Raw genomic sequence first — 15,378 nt, 5'->3', positions numbered from 1 at the left:
TGTAGGTTTAAGCAGAGGACTTGAATGGAGGATTACGTATGAACATTAAATCAGTTCGCGAAACCGCAAGAGAAAAGCTAAAGGGATTTTGCCGAGTTTGTCCCCAGTGTAATGGTAAAGCCTGTGCGGGAGAAGTCCCCGGTATGGGAGGTATGGGCACGGGGATGTCCTTTAAAAGTAATGTAGAATCACTGGCCGGTTACCGAATTAATTTGAGGACACTTCATGGTGTTAAAATACCCAATACCCAGCTTAAACTTTTTGGTCAGGAATTAAAAACCCCAATCCTTGGGGCTCCAATTACAGGAAATAATTTCAACATGGGTGGGGCTTTAAATGAAGATGAATGGGCGGAAGCCATGATTCAGGGCTGCCTTAGTTCCGGAACCCTGGGATCCACCGGCGACGCACCTGACCCGGCCATGTATAAGGCTGGAATTGGTGTTGTCTCCAAGGCTCAAGGCTTAGGCATTCCCTTTATGAAACCCAGAGAACAAGAAGAAGTGTTTAGCTATTTGCGTCTTGCGGAAGAGGCCGGAGTTCTCGCAGTTGGTATGGACGTAGATGCGGCAGGATTAGTTACCATCCCAGTTAGCCCGAAGACTAAAGAAGAGATGAAGACTATTATTGCTAACACCTCCCTGCCCTTTGTTCTTAAAGGAATTATGACAGTGGATGAAGCTGAAATAGCGATTGAAGTTGGTGCTGCTGCTATTGTTGTCTCAAATCATGGAGGAAGGGTTCTTGACTATACTCCAGGAACGGCAGAAGTATTACCCGAAATTGCGGCCGCCGTGGCAGGACGAATTCCGGTGATCGTTGATGGCGGTGTCCGAACTGGGGTTGATGTTCTGAAGATGTTGGCCTTAGGTGCGGATGCGGTTATGATTGGAAGACCTCTAATTATTGCTGGTTATGGCGGAGGGGCCGAAGGAGTAGCCTTGGTGTTAAGAAGAATGACCAATGAATTAAAACAGGCAATGGTTCTGACAGGCTGTCAAACTCTTGACGATATTGGAATAGATGTGCTTTTTTAGAAGAAAAAGGATTGCGAATTAATTGGCAAATATGTTTTCTAATTCGAGGTTACAGAATACTATTTATTATTGAATGATTGATATAGGTGGAGATAGAACCTCCACCTGAGTTTTGTCAAAATGACAAATCAGATAAGTCTCCCCTTTAGAAAGTTTTTTGGGTTATGCTGCAGTGCTAATGACTCTTTCTTCGCCTCAAGGGTACCGTCTCGAAGTAGATGGTGTTTGAATCAGTCTGCTTATACCCTATGAAAGTGAGAAATAAGGATGTTAATAAAACATTGGCGAATTTGGAGAGTGCCTGTAATTGCTTTAATGCTCCTAACGAGTATATTCTTGAGCGGATGTCAATCCGAAAAACTGCTCAAAGAAACTGTTTCTTTATCAGAAACGCCTGAAATCCCTCCCAATACCGATATACCGGATAAGAAAGAAGAAATATCCACACCGCCCCCCCCACAAGCAGAGGATGATCCTAAAACAGAACCCAGCTCTGATCCTAAAGCCTCACCTGTACCCGATAAAAAAGATGATGAGAAGCCTACTCTTCCACCCCCTGAAAAATCCCCTCCTAATACTCCAATTCATCCTTTTTATGGTTTTGACGGAACTCCGCCGAGTGCTCCCGGGTTAGCAATGCGCCAGAGAGATTTTAATCCTGAACCGGAGAAAATTGTTTATCTCACCTTTGATGATGGTCCTTATCCCGAAACTACCCCTCGTATTCTTAAAATTCTTCAAGAGGAAGAGATTAAAGCCACGTTTTTTGTTTTAGGGCGGCAAGTTGAACGCTATCCGGAGCTTTTAAAGGATGAATATACACAAGGGCAAGGTATTGGAAATCACAGTTATTCTCATGATTACAGCCTGGTTTATCAAAGTCCGGATGCTTTTTTAGCAGAGATTAAACAATCGGAAGAAACTATCTATAAAACAATTGGAGTTCGCCCTCAAATTATCCGTGCACCTGGCGGAACCCAAGGGCATTTTAGTGTTAATTATTATAATTTGATAGATTCTGAGGATTACCTAGTCTACGATTGGAATGTGAGCAGTGGAGACGCTGCTGCACCAACTGTACCGGCAGACCAACTTGTCAATAATATTAAGGCCCAAGTCCCGGGAAAATCACGAGCTATTATCTTGATGCATGATTCAAAAAGCAAAACCACAACGATTGATGCACTGCCAAGAATTGTTCATTACCTGAAAGAGCAAGGGTATTCTTTTGGAGTGATTACGCCGCAGGTTGCCCCCATACTTTTCCCCGGTGGATTTAATCATTAATTGATCTATTCATATGCAAGAAAAGGGTATAGAAAGAAAGGTGCTTAATTTGAGGCATCTTTCTTTTAAATTTACTATTAGTAAATCTTATTAAGAAGGGCTAAAACTTGTTTAGGTTAGCTAGTTCAAATAAGTACAAAAGAGGATCAATCTGGCATAACAATTGCATTGGTGGGCTTAAACCGCTATACTTAAGGCGAAGGGGGTTCCGAATTTTGCGTATTCTTTTAGTTGCCCTCAATGCGAAATACATCCATACGAATTTGGCTCTACGCTACTTGCGAGAAGATGTTTGTACAGAGTATCCCAATGTTTTAATTAAAGAATTTAGCATTAATGATAATCTTGATCGTATAGCGGGAGAAATTTTTGAAGCTAAGGCTGATGTTGTCGGCTTTTCATGCTATATATGGAATCTCAAAGAGACCATGGCCGTGATTAGAAGGCTTCATCCGATTTGTCCGAATGTGCGGTTTGTACTCGGTGGCCCGGAGGTATCCTTCGAGGCAGAAGAGTTTCTGACAGAGCATTCGGAGGTGGATGCTCTGGTTATTGGCGAAGGGGAAAAAATATTTTTAGAGCTGATTAAGGCATGGCAAAAAAACATAGATCCCTCCCATGTTCCTGGTATTGCTTGGAGAAAGGGAGAGGGAATTATGCTTAATTCTTCGCAGGTTAAACCCTTAAGCTTAAATGACTTACCTTTTCCCTATGCCAAGGATGAAGACTTTACGGGACGTCTGGTCTATGTAGAGACGACAAGGGGATGCCCCTTTAATTGTCAATATTGCCTATCCTCCACATTCCAAGGAGTTCGATTTTTAGAACCTGAAAACTTTCGCAGGACGTTTCGTCAACTTTTAAAAAATGGTGCTCGAACCGTAAAGTTTGTTGATCGAACGTTTAATGCTAATAAGAGACATGCTCTAAAGATTTTAGACATTGTGCGTGAGGAAAGTGCGGATTTCACTGATGCTGAAGAGATTCGTGTACACTGCGAAATGGCAGGAGATCTATTTGATGCCGAATGGATGGATTATTTCAGGGATTATCCCCGGGGATTAGTCCAGTTAGAAATCGGAGTACAATCAACCCACGAGCCAACTCTTAAGATAGTTTCACGTCCTCAAGCCTTTGAGGACTGGAAGAAATATATCATTGAAATGAAATCTATAGGAATACCTCTCCACCTGGATCTTATCGCAGGGCTTCCAGCCGAAAACTGGATAGACTTTCGAACATCCTTTAATGATGTCTATAAGGTAGAACCGGATATGCTCCAGTTAGGCTTTCTCAAAGTTCTTAAAGGATCGGGCCTGCGTCAGCAAAGCGGTAGTTATGGGCTCTTGTTTATGCCTGATCCTCCTTATACAATTTTAGAGACCGCTGTCTTATCCCATAATGAACTACTCCAATTACATCGCCTGGAAAGTATTCTGGACAAGTATTATAATTCAGGAAAATTCAGATATACTTTACGAGAGGTTCTGAAACTTTTTCCTACTCCCTTTGATTTTTATCATGAGTTTGCGGAATTTTGGCATAAGCAGGAGTGGTTTTGCCGCCAATGGCAAGGTAAGGCCCTTTTTGATAAACTTTGGGAATTTCTCCACTGCCGACTAGAGGTCGGAGTTATCGACAGGTTGGACTTCACTTCCTGGTCAAAAATCCGTGATTCACTGAAGTTTGATTTTTACCTATGGGAACGCCCGAGTGTCATCCCGGACTATTTGCAGGATGAAGACACTTTAGAGATGGAAAAAACAGATCAATGGAAAAGAATCCAAGAAACTATCCGCAAGGATGTTTGTTGGGAGACGATAATTCCTGAGGTTAAGAAGATGGACCGTCGGCAGTGGAATCGCAACACTGCAGTTGTACATTTTATGTCGGATTTACAGCTTGATGATGAGGCCGCCTCTGAGTCTTGCTGGTATCTATTTTATTATCAAAATGGTAAAGCCACAGCCTGTCGATATGAAGGATCGTGAATGGGGTGCTATTATGACTTCTCGAAGGTTTTTATTCATAGTAATTGTATGCATAATCCTTGTAACCGGTTGTTCTTCGGCCCCTCAGACAGGACAACCCGGAGGTCCTGCCCCGGTGGTTGTGGATGTTTGGCATTCTTTGCAAGGAGCAGAGGCGGAGGCATTAAAGGGGCAGATTCAAGCCGTTGAACAGACAAATCCTGAGGTTATCGTTAAACTAAACTATGTTTCTGCGGCAAACTTTGCGGCTTTTTCCTACCAAGCGGAAGCAGGAGGGGAAGGGCCAGAGATATTCATTGCTTCAAGGGAGATTATTCATGAGCTCTATAGTAAAGGGGCTCTAGCAACCGCTGCATATACTGATACAGAAGCCTACCCGGCAACTCTGGCTGCGTTTAGGTTTGGAGGGGTGGAGTATGCTCTTCCCTGGCTGACAGATATCCCTTTGCTTTATTTTCGAACAGATCTTACTGAAGCTCCGACTGCTCTTACAGACATATTTTCAGCTAAAGGGGTCTCGATGGTCTCTCCGGATACAGCCACCCTATCTGTATGGTGGAATGGGCAGGGAGGGCGATTGCTCAACTCGGAAAATATCAGCTTAAACGATCCGAATAATTTGTTGTTTATTCAACAACTCTTAACCTGGAAAAACGCTAAGCTTTTACGTATTGACCCAACGGCGCCTGCAGCATTTGCTAATGGACAGACGCCGTATTTAATAGCAGGTGCAAGTCTGGCCAAGTATTTGACTCAACTAAATGTACCATGGGGAAGTATTCCTCTCTCCGATTTGACGGGGGGACAAGGGCAAGGTCTCATTGGAACCACGCTGGGGATTGCTAATTCAGCCATTAAATCCACCCCCGGAATGATCCCTGCGATTCAAATCGTTGAAAAAGCATTGCTCACCCCGGAAGCTGAAGAAGCAATGCTGAATGCAGGAAGTCTTCTTCCCGCTAACATGAGCTTTTACGGACGTCCAGAAGCTCAGAAAGGTGTCTTTCCTCAGGCAAGTAAAGCACTAGCCAAGGCCTGGTCTTTGGAGGGAAACAGTCAGGAATGGAAACTGATTCCTTTGCAAAATCAGGCGTGGAATAATGTTTTGACAGGTAACAACACTCCTGAGGAGGCCCTAAATATTGCTCAAGAGCAAGCTGGAAAAGTTTTATCGGTAAAGGAGCAACCATAATATAATAAGAGGAGGTGAAATGAATGAATAAACAAGGGCTTGAACTAATTGTTATTACTGGTTTATCGGGAGCCGGTCGAACTCAAGCTATGCAAAGTCTTGAAGATCAAGGATTTTTCTGTGTGGATAATTTACCCCCTTCTTTTCTGGTTAAATTTGCTGAGCTTTGTGCTCAGTCTAGGGGAAAGGTCTCTAAAGCAGCAATCGTCTGTGATTTGCGGGGTGGAGAGTTTTTTTCCTCCCTTAGTGAAGCATTAAATAATTTAGAGAAGGAAGGCTTTCGGCTGGAAGTACTCTTCCTGGATGCCTCAGATGAAACCTTAATTCGTCGTTATAAGGAATCAAGGCGCAGGCATCCCCTTTCTCCTCAGGGGCGAGTATTAGATGGGATTCAGGCAGAACGTCAGCAATTGGAAGAATTACGAATTCGCGCAGATAATATTATTGATACAACGAACTTAAGTGCCCAACAACTTCGCAGTCAAGTTGCAGAGCTGTTCTGCAAAACTCAGGGTTTGGGACAAATGGCTGTTTCAGTTATATCGTTTGGCTTTAAATATGGAATACCAATGGATGCGGATCTAGTCATGGATGTGCGGTTTCTGCCAAACCCCTTTTACGTAGAAGCATTACGCCCTTTTACGGGAGAACATGAATCCGTTCGAGAGTATGTCTTTGGCAATCAAATGGCCAGAGAATTTATGGAAAAATACTTGGATTTATTAGAATACATCCTGCCTAATTATATTAAAGAAGGAAAGACCCACTTGGTTATAGGGATTGGCTGTACGGGTGGACAACATCGCTCCGTTGCTATTGCGGAAAGAGTAGGGAGTTTTTTAATAGAACGTGATTATTCGATCAGGGTAACTCATCGGGATGCCACAAAGAACCAAAAGCGTGGAAAAACGCTATGAACTCCAAAAAATACGAACAGATATATCGTTATCTAAAATGGCTTTACCCTGATTTGAAGGTGAAAAGGTGGTTCATTCTCGCAGTGTTGGGAATCTTCCTTTTTGCAACAGGCTTTTCCGTCATGAACGACGGAGTGGCTATCGGCTATGCAGAGCTGCAATTTCGAGAAGTTATTTACCGTTTGACGGGCAGTACAAAGCATACTACCGTGCCAACAGGGGCAATTATCAGCACTTTGGGGGTTATTGCCATCATCGTTGGTTTTAAACGAATGCTTTATTCGATAATCTCTACGGTAATCCCAGAAAACGAAATTAGAATTGTGGATAGGATCTATTCGCGGCATCATTTACGCAGAGGACCGAGAATTGTAGTGGTTGGCGGCGGAACGGGGCTTTCTGCTCTCTTGCGTGGCCTGAAGAAATACACTTGCAATCTCACAGCAATTGTTACGGTTTCTGATGATGGAGGAAGTTCGGGAAAGCTGCGTGACGAATTAGGAATTCAGCCCCCGGGGGATGTGCGCAACTGCATGGTAGCCTTGGCAGAGACAGAGGATACTATGAATACGCTCTTTTCCTACCGTTTTGAAAGTGGAGCTCTAAAGGGTCATAGTTTAGGGAATTTGCTTTTAGCAGGGTTAACGGATACTTTTGGGGATTTTCAAAAGGGAATTGAACAAGTCAGTAAAGTCTTTGCTATTCGTGGAAAGGTTTTTCCTACCACTTTGGAACAAGTGGTTTTGACCGCTGATTTAGAAGACGGAACTCGTGTTGTTGGGGAAACAACGATCCGAACTACTGAAGGAAAAATTAAGAGAGTTTACCTAGAACCTAGTAATTGTGCTCCTTTGCCTGATGCTTTAAAGGCAATTGAAGAGGCAGACCTGATAGTTTTAGGGCCGGGAAGTCTCTATACCAGTGTTTTGCCTAACCTATTAGTCTTAGGGCTCAGAGAAAAAATCAGGGAAGCCAGTGCTCCTTGTGTTTATGTCTGTAATGTTATGACAGAAAAAGGGGAGACGGATGGCTACAAAGTCTCGGATCATCTTCAAGCAATAATAGACCACTGTGGTTCAGGCTTTGTCGATGCAGTTCTTGCTTCACGTGGCGAAATAACCGCCCCACTTTTAAAGCGCTATAGTAAGGAAGAAGCTGCTCCGGTTATGGCTGATCCCAAAATGGTTCAGCATTTAGGAGCTAAATATTTCGAAGCGAATTTAGTGCAAGAGAGAAATGTGGTGCGTCACGATTCGGATCGGTTAGCAAGGGAACTAATCCGCCTGCTTTTTCGCCTAAAACCAATGGGAGAGCGTATTGCTCTGATCGATTCATATTTGCTCACCCGAAAGCTCCGTAAAGAGATATAGAAGATACTTAGTATTTAGGAAGTTTGTTGAACTGCTAGGATCAAGTGATTCTTAGCTTCAGATGGTGTTTGCCTAAGAGGAATACTTACTCCATCTGAAGCTTAGAAGAACTTATCCAGGGACGTAGCAGCCGTTATCTCCCACTTATAGGAGTCTTACGGCTGGTAGTCATCGGATAAACCCTAGTGTGATTATCGATCCCGGATTCGTTTCGTGCTCGAATAACGAACTTCGAAGATCGAACCACGATTAAGGGGGCTAGATATTGTGTCCTTTAGTGCTGTTACGAAAGAAGAGCTTGCTCGTTTAGGCAGCGAGAAACCTTGCTGTGATTTAGCGGAATTAGCCGCTTTGGTTCGCATGGATGGAACACTCCAAATTAGTTCAAACCAACAATTCACCTTGAATGTAATTACGGAGAGTGCGCCGGTTGCTCGTAAGATCTATCGCTTAGCCAAGGATGTTCTAAAACGCCAGGTGGACATTGTAGTACGACGTAAGCTAAGGCTGCGTAAGAACAACTCATATCTGGTTAGAATCCATCCCCGGGGGTTAGAGGACCTTCAGAACTTAGGGCTGCTTGATAATCAGGGGCAGATTTACCTGGGAATTGCGCCAAGTCTTATCAAGAAGCGTTGTGATCAAAAGGCCTATTTGAGAGGAGCCTTTTTAGCGGGGGGATCTATCAATAATCCTGAAGGCACCTATCATCTTGAAATTGTCAGTAATGATGAACAACATGCCCAAGAATTATGTCAACTGATCAATAGATTCAAACTAGGTGCCAAAGTAAGTATGCGAAAGAATTGGTATGTTGTATATCTCAAAGAGAGTGAACATATTGTGGATTTCATAGGCTTTATTGGAGCACATCATGCCCTCCTGGAATTTGAAAATGTCCGAGTTCTTAAAGATGTGCGAAATCAAGTGAACCGTCTCGTTAATTGTGAGACTGCTAATCTCGATAAAATTGTCGATGCTGCGGTACGTCAATTGGAGAACATTCAATTCATTGCAGATACGGTAGGGCTTCAGTCTTTACCGCCTACCTTGCGGGAAATAGCTGAACTTCGCTTAGCATACTCTGAAGCCAGCCTTAAGGAACTGGGAGATATGCTAAGACCAAAGGTGGGTAAGTCTGGTGTCAATCATCGTATGCGTAAGATCGATGAGCTTGCAGATCGAATCAGGAACCAGAAAATAGGGACTAAGATATAGCTAGGATTATTTTCAAATCAGTATAGGGGGGAATAAGGTGCGGTTAGGATATGGTCTGAGTCTCGAGCAAACTCAAAAACTCATTATGACTCCAGAGTTGCGGCAAGCAATTACTATTTTGCAGTTGTCCGCACTTGACCTTTCCACGTATGTTGAGGAACAGCTTTTAGAGAATCCTTTACTGGAGAATCTAGAAGAAAGTATGGACATTAAGGTTGAAGCAGAGCCCCCTGCGGTAGTGGAGGAAAGCCCGGCCGCTGACAAATGGGAAGTAGACTGGCAGGATTATATCCATGATCAGGATGAAAATAGGGTGCGCCAAGAAAGAGTGATCACCGATGACAAACAACGGTTTGATCCTTTTGTGGCAGCTGCGCCTACTCTGTTAGAGCATTTGCTTGAACAACTGCATGTCCAAAAAGTCACATGTTCTTTAGAAGTCGCCGAGTATATTGTTGGGAATTTGAATGAAAAGGGATATCTCACAGTCTCAATCGAGGATGTAGCTCGTGAAATGGATGTTTCACAGGTTGAGGCGGAAAGAGCATTGGCGGCAGTTCAGAGTCTGGATCCCTTGGGTGTAGGGGCTCGGAATCTAGAGGAATGTTTATTGCTCCAATTACCAATTCTACCCGACTGTCCGCCTGAACTACCAGAGTTTATTAAACACCTGGAAGATCTAGCCGCGGGACGGCTGCAACGAATTGCTCATTCCTTAAAAATTTCTTTAAGTAGGGTTCAAGAGTTAGCTGATGTTATCCGAAAGCTGGATCCAAAGCCTGGACTTCGTTTTTCTGGCCCGGGTGAAGTACGCTATATCGTTCCGGATGTAGTCATTGAAGAAATTGAAGGAGAGTTCATAATCCTGGTTAATGATATCACTGTCCCTCGTTTAGGAGTGAATAAGGCTTACCGAGATGCCTTATCTCAGGAGGAGGGAAGTGATACACGTAAATTCGTGGAACAAAAACTAAATGCAGCTGCCTGGCTTATTCGTAGCATAGAACAGCGGCGGCTCACTCTTTATAAAGTCGCAGATGCTATTGTCAAGTGGCAAAGTGATTTCCTTCGTAATGGGATTCGTCATCTAAGGCCCCTCACCCTAAGAGATATTGCTGAAGAAATTGGAGTTCATGAGTCAACAGTCAGCAGAGCAACTGCTCACAAATATGTCCAAACTCCCCGGGGGGTTTTCGAATTCAAGTTCTTCTTTGCCAACAGTATGGGTCGAGGTAATAATAATGACTCCGGGGTAACCACGGATGTGATTAAACTCGTTCTGCGTGACATCATCGCTTCGGAAAATCCTAAATCTCCATATTCCGATCAGAAACTAGCGGAAATGCTCAAGGCTAGGGATATGGAAATTTCTCGACGCACAGTTGCCAAGTATCGAGATGAGTTAGGTATTGGAGCAACTTCGGTGAGGAAGAGATATTAGAAGGACTTAGTTTCAAATTAAGAGGTTGGGAATACGGGGGTATGCCCCAAATAATTAATTGCTAATTTATGAGAATGGGTATACTATATACAGCGAACAATGTCAAGCAATTCTGAACTTGATATTTAAGGCTGGAGTTATAGAGAAAGCCCCAAATTAATCTGTTTTAGGCAGGTTTATTTGGGGCTTTTTTTCATAGTATTTAGAAATGAAATTATCCTTCAGGAGTAGTTGACTTAAAGTGAGCTTATTAGGGAATTTTAATTTTGGGATGACATAAGGAGTTGAAAACTTATAGGTTGGATGGGTACAATTTTAGTTTTCTTGGGCGGGTTGGGTCTTTTTATGTATGGGGTACAGACCGCCTCTGATGCCTTGCAAAAGTTTGCTGCACATCGACTTAAGCAAATTCTTCAATCACTGACGAAGAAGCCCTTTATGGCTGTTCTGCTGGGTATGGTTATGACAGTTGCTTTTCAAAGCAGTGCAGCCACCACAGTATTGGTGGTGGAGTTCGTCAATGCGGGAATGATGAGTCTGGGCCAGGCATTAGGAATGGTATTAGGCTCGGCTGTAGGAACCTCAATCTCTATTCAACTCATAGCCTTTCAGATTTTCGATATAGCTCTAGGGGCCATCTTTATTGGCTTTGTTCTTTATTTTTCAGGTAAGAAGCAGTGGAAGCATTTAGGACATTCTCTGATAGGTTTTGGCTTGATCTTTGTAGGGATGTCTAATATGTCAAACGCTTCAGCTCCCCTGCGAAATATTCCGGAAGTCTTTGGCTTTCTTGCTCAATTGGGAAGTCATCCCTTGCTAGCAATCATTGTAGGACTGCTCTTAACAACTATAGTCCAGAGCAGTACTGCAGTTTTTGCGATTATGATGTCTCTTGCCGGGCAAGGTCTATTAGAACTGCAGGCGATTGTCCCTTTGGTGATTGGAGCTCATATAGGAGGAACGGTGACAACCCTGCTGACAAGTTTAACGGCTCAAAAAATGGACGCTAAACGTACAGCTTTAGCTAACACGGGTTATAAGGTATTGGCAGCAGTGCTGATGTATCCATTTTTGTCACAATTGTCTCAGCTCATCCAATGGACAACGGGGAATTTACAGCGACAGGTCGCCAATGCTCATTTAATATTTGCAGTCTTGATGGTGATAATTTTCTTCCCCCTCAATGGCCTTATAGCCAAAGGCCTGAAGCATATGGTTCCGGATCGAGGGGAAAAAGACAGCCCTTTAAAGTTTCAAGTGATCGATGAAGTGTCGATAGAAGTCCCGACGGTAGCCCTTAAACAGGCGAACGGTGAAATGCTAGCTTTAGGTGATTTTATTGGGACAAGAATGATGCAAAAAATTCCTGCTATTCTCCTGGCCAATAGTGATAATTTAGTGGAAGAGATCTTCAAGGTTGAAGAGGGAGTGGATTGGTATTACCGACATACTATGCGTTTTCTGGCTGTCCTTTCTCAGAGAGGACTTACAGATGAGCAAGCTGAAGAGAGTATGAAAATCCAGTTTATAGCAAAGGAATTTGAGTATATCGGAGATGCAGTAATGGCCATGGCTCTTTTAGCTAAGAAATTGCCTCGTGAAACCATGAAAGTTCCTGCAGAAAACTGGAAACATCTTGATGAGCTATATCAACGTGTACGCTGTAACTATGCTAAGGTAATGCAGGCTCTCACTCTATGGGATTCTCAAACCGCGGCGGAAGTAATACGTGAGCATCCGGAAACCTCTCGAATCCAAAGAAACTTACAGTTTAATTTTCTCGCCCAATGCCCACAACCGAACAGCCAAGAAGGTAACCTAAAAATCGAAGAAATGTATCGCCATGCTACCTTAGATTCAATAAATCTCTTGTATCAAGTGGATGGACATACAGTTAATATTGCTAAAGTTGTGTTGGGTATTGTCTAAGATCTTAGAAAAACACTTCTATAAATGTTATTTTTCAATAACGATAAACTAACTAACAAGGATATGTTATGATCATAATGCCATTGCGGGCTGTTAGGAGAAGTTAGATGAAGATTTTAGGTCATCGAGGTGCTGCGGGCACAGCTCCGGAAAATACGTTGATTTCCTTTGACAAAGGGCTGAAGCTAGGAGTGGATGGTTTTGAATTCGATGTGCAAATGTCGAGGGACCGAGAAGTTGTGGTCATTCATGATGAACGGGTTGATCGAACCAGTGATGGAATTGGTTGGGTCAAAGATTACTCACTCAAGGAACTAAAGAACCTTAATTTTGGAGTTGGCTTTAAGACCTATGCCCCAATTCCAACCTTAGAAGAATTATTGGAGATGCTCCAAGATAAGAAGTCTCTTATCTTAAATGTGGAGATCAAAACAGGTCTGATACAATACCCAGGAATTGTCCCTCAGGTAGCTGGCCTGTTGGAAAAATATAATGTGACAAATCAAAGTATAATTTCTTCGTTTGAACATAGAACCGTTGTCGAAGTGATTAAGGACTTTCCCTATCTTAAAACGGGTTTGCTTTATGAGTGTGGTCTAATCTCGCCTTGGGTATATGCGCAGGATATGGGAGCCAGTCATCTGCATCCCCACTATGCCTTTATAAGCCCTGAATTAGTAGGAGAATGCCATTTGCGAGGAATCGGAGTACATACGTGGACTGTCAACGAGGAATGGGAAATTGAACGTGCCATTGTTTCAGGTGCGGATATAGCAATTACAAATTATCCGGAGCGGTTTTCACATTTGCGTTCAGAGTGAATGAACTTAGTGCTTTCATGACTGCCCCTTATGCTCGGAAAAACCAACAATAGCCTTATTTCTATTACCATAGCATTAATTCATTAGTAGTGACAACTATGAGACCATTCAGATATATTTATATAAGATTCAAAAGGTTGACGGTCACTTTGCCAATGCCTTAGTAGTTTCGTACTTTATGGTTACTTTGTTGATGTCGTGATTGGAGAATAATAATTGAAACATAGAAATAAGAATGAGTTTAGGATGTGGGGGTATGATTGGTGAGCTATGTTCAGTTTGTCAACATAGATAAGAGTTTTCAGGGCCGTCAGGTCTTGAAAGGAATTGAACTGGAAATCGAAAAAGGGGAATTTGTCACGTTATTAGGTCCCAGTGGATGTGGAAAAACAACTCTTCTTAGAATCGTTGCTGGCTTAGAACGTGCCGACGGAGGTAAGGTTATTGTTAATGGTCGGGAAATTATTGAAGGGCAGAATAAGAAGGTACAGAATATTGGTATGGTTTTTCAGTCATATGCCCTTTTTCCTAACATGACGGCCTTTGAGAATATTGCCTTTGGACTTAAAATTAAAAAGATACCTACCCAAGAGATCAGAAAACAAGTCGAAGAAATTATGGATATTCTCAGTATTTCGGGTAAGGAAAACAACTATCCCCACCAAATGTCGGGAGGGCAGCAACAAAGGGTAGCCTTGGCTCGAGCTCTGGTGGTAAAGCCAGATTTGCTGCTCTTAGATGAACCATTGAGTGCCGTTGATGCAAAGGTAAGAGAGAGCGCTAGAGTCCTGATTCGAGATGTGCAAAAGAAGATGGGAATTACCACGATTTTTGTAACCCATGATCAATTAGAAGCCTTAGTTATGTCAGACCGAATCGTAGTTATTAACGCCGGGGAAGTCATGCAGTATGGTACCCCTGAAGAAATTTATCATAGGCCTGCTAATAAATTTGTGGCTCAATTTATAGGAACTTATAATTTCCTGCCCAGCTCCCTAGTTGGTATAGGAGATAAGGAAACTGAAATCTGTATTCGACCGGAGCATATTTTGTCAGTCGGCAAAGATCAATTCTCTCAAATTGAGGATGCAGAGGGGATAAAGCTATACGGAACCTTAGAGAATTTTTATATCTTGGGCAATACTGCCAGGGCTGAGGTACTTGTGCAAGGCAGAACAATTATCGTTGATCACCTTAATCCTTTTGAGGGCCCAAAGTTCGCTTTAAAAGAAGAAGTTGGATTATTGATTGATAAAAAGTGTGTACGATTCTTGGCCGGTAAGTAACGCTCTTTCTAAACCCAGTTATTCCTTGGGGGTTCGAAGGGCCCCGTTGAAATTAGGCTGAAGCAACAAAACTGTGAGTAATAATTATCAGAAAATATAATTAATGACTGAAGGGAAGGTTTCCACTCCGTATAAGGCTCTATATAATAATCTAATCGAATTCTCTGCTACTTTGCACGCAGGAGTTTGGCATCAGGCAGGCATTACAGAAAGAGGTGTGATTCATAGGAATGCTTAGAACATCAGGTTATGATCGAGTTTTAATGAATTTGCGTGTAATGACAGTGGAGTTGGCAGAAGCTGTCCAAAGGCATTTATGTGCTGCAATTGAGGCTTTGGAAAAGGGAGGTACTGTACAGGATTGGAAAGAACAGGATAAGGCAATTGATCAGCTTCGGGATAACATCGTCAATCAAAGTTTTGATATCATGAGTTTGCAACAATTAAGAAGCCAAGACTTAAGGTGGATTTTGGGATTTCAGCGAATGGCCCAGGAACTTGAACGGTCTGCTGATTACGCTTGTGATCTGGCTGAACTGAGTGAGCTAAAGCCAGAGCGAAATTGGCCGGGGGATATTCAACAGATGGCCAACCAACTACTCCAGATGATAGAGCACACGGTGGATATCTTAAAAGGGGATAAAGAAATCCTGATGGACTTAGCAGATGAAGACGATGTATTAGATCAAGCTTACGACAATTTTAAGTCAGCCTTAGTTAAAGGGAGTCAAGCCAGCAGCCATGATGGCCAATTAGGTTTATGCCTGGTGATTGCCCGAACCATTGAGCGCATGGGGGATCATCTTGTAAATGTGGCTGAAACACTTTTGTATGTCCAAACAGGCAATCGACGACTCGCTGAAGCATGAAGTATAGTATAATTAAGGAA

At 42.8% G+C, this 15,378-nt stretch carries 12 protein-coding genes; all 12 read left to right on the top strand.

What is annotated here, in order from left to right; genetic code table 11:
* Positions 1 to 38 precede the first annotated feature (38 nt).
* On the top strand, positions 39 to 1,037 hold the full coding sequence (locus DP73_RS19050) for an alpha-hydroxy-acid oxidizing protein (RefSeq protein ID WP_034601715.1): 999 nt from the start codon (positions 39 to 41) through the stop codon (positions 1,035 to 1,037).
* 267 nt (positions 1,038 to 1,304) lie between these two features.
* Positions 1,305 to 2,324, top strand: coding sequence for a polysaccharide deacetylase family protein (locus DP73_RS19045; protein ID WP_034601713.1), 1,020 nt, complete (start codon positions 1,305 to 1,307; stop codon positions 2,322 to 2,324).
* Positions 2,325 to 2,539: 215 nt separating this feature from the next.
* A complete protein-coding gene (locus tag DP73_RS19040; protein WP_034601711.1) occupies positions 2,540 to 4,315 on the top strand; it encodes a B12-binding domain-containing radical SAM protein in 1,776 nt (591 codons plus the stop codon).
* Positions 4,316 to 4,328: 13 nt separating this feature from the next.
* Positions 4,329 to 5,507 carry an extracellular solute-binding protein gene (locus tag DP73_RS19035; RefSeq protein WP_034601708.1) on the top strand — a complete coding sequence of 393 codons (1,179 nt, stop codon included), beginning with the start codon at positions 4,329 to 4,331 and terminating at the stop codon, positions 5,505 to 5,507.
* 23 nt (positions 5,508 to 5,530) lie between these two features.
* On the top strand, positions 5,531 to 6,424 hold the full coding sequence (gene rapZ, locus DP73_RS19030) for an RNase adapter RapZ (RefSeq protein ID WP_034601706.1): 894 nt from the start codon (positions 5,531 to 5,533) through the stop codon (positions 6,422 to 6,424).
* The gene (locus DP73_RS19025) at positions 6,421 to 7,794 is read left to right on the top strand and encodes a gluconeogenesis factor YvcK family protein (protein ID WP_034601703.1); all 1,374 of its coding nucleotides are present in this window, start codon (positions 6,421 to 6,423) and stop codon (positions 7,792 to 7,794) included. The genes rapZ and DP73_RS19025 overlap by 4 nt, the downstream gene beginning before the upstream one ends.
* Before the next feature lie 267 nt (positions 7,795 to 8,061).
* A complete protein-coding gene (gene whiA, locus DP73_RS19020) occupies positions 8,062 to 9,012 on the top strand; it encodes a DNA-binding protein WhiA (protein WP_034601702.1) in 951 nt (316 codons plus the stop codon).
* Positions 9,013 to 9,049: 37 nt separating this feature from the next.
* Positions 9,050 to 10,453 (top strand): RNA polymerase factor sigma-54, encoded by a 1,404-nt coding sequence (gene rpoN / locus DP73_RS19015; protein WP_034601699.1) that lies wholly within the window; start codon positions 9,050 to 9,052, stop codon positions 10,451 to 10,453.
* A 303-nt stretch (positions 10,454 to 10,756) separates the two neighbouring features.
* Positions 10,757 to 12,382: a Na/Pi cotransporter family protein gene (locus tag DP73_RS19010; protein WP_034601698.1), complete on the top strand. Its 1,626-nt coding sequence runs from the start codon at positions 10,757 to 10,759 to the stop codon at positions 12,380 to 12,382.
* A gap of 107 nt (positions 12,383 to 12,489) precedes the next feature.
* Positions 12,490 to 13,203, top strand: a complete 714-nt coding sequence (locus DP73_RS19005) for a glycerophosphodiester phosphodiesterase (RefSeq protein WP_034601696.1) — start codon at positions 12,490 to 12,492, stop codon at positions 13,201 to 13,203.
* Positions 13,204 to 13,466: 263 nt separating this feature from the next.
* Positions 13,467 to 14,489, top strand: a complete 1,023-nt coding sequence (locus DP73_RS24340; protein ID WP_034601693.1) for an ABC transporter ATP-binding protein — start codon at positions 13,467 to 13,469, stop codon at positions 14,487 to 14,489.
* 230 nt (positions 14,490 to 14,719) lie between these two features.
* Positions 14,720 to 15,358 (top strand): phosphate uptake regulator PhoU, encoded by a 639-nt coding sequence (locus DP73_RS18995; RefSeq protein ID WP_034601692.1) that lies wholly within the window; start codon positions 14,720 to 14,722, stop codon positions 15,356 to 15,358.
* The last annotated feature ends 20 nt before the right edge of the window (positions 15,359 to 15,378 follow it).

Source organism: Desulfosporosinus sp. HMP52 (genome assembly GCF_000765145.1).
GTDB lineage: Bacteria > Bacillota > Desulfitobacteriia > Desulfitobacteriales > Desulfitobacteriaceae > Desulfosporosinus.
Note: the sequence above shows the minus strand (reverse complement) of the source record. Positions and strands in the feature narration are given on the sequence as shown.

Bases quoted from the DNA above. Each gene is read 5' to 3' on its own strand.
- DP73_RS19010 (WP_034601698.1), top strand. From the start codon at position 10,757: ATGGGTACAATTTTAGTTTTCTTGGGCGGGTTGGGTCTTTTTATGTAT.
- DP73_RS19025 (WP_034601703.1), top strand. From the start codon at position 6,421: ATGAACTCCAAAAAATACGAACAGATATATCGTTATCTAAAATGGCTT.
- DP73_RS19050 (WP_034601715.1), top strand. From the start codon at position 39: ATGAACATTAAATCAGTTCGCGAAACCGCAAGAGAAAAGCTAAAGGGA.
- DP73_RS19005 (WP_034601696.1), top strand. From the start codon at position 12,490: ATGAAGATTTTAGGTCATCGAGGTGCTGCGGGCACAGCTCCGGAAAAT.
- DP73_RS19035 (WP_034601708.1), top strand. From the start codon at position 4,329: ATGACTTCTCGAAGGTTTTTATTCATAGTAATTGTATGCATAATCCTT.
- DP73_RS18995 (WP_034601692.1), top strand. From the start codon at position 14,720: ATGCTTAGAACATCAGGTTATGATCGAGTTTTAATGAATTTGCGTGTA.
- rapZ (WP_034601706.1), top strand. From the start codon at position 5,531: ATGAATAAACAAGGGCTTGAACTAATTGTTATTACTGGTTTATCGGGA.
- DP73_RS19045 (WP_034601713.1), top strand. From the start codon at position 1,305: ATGTTAATAAAACATTGGCGAATTTGGAGAGTGCCTGTAATTGCTTTA.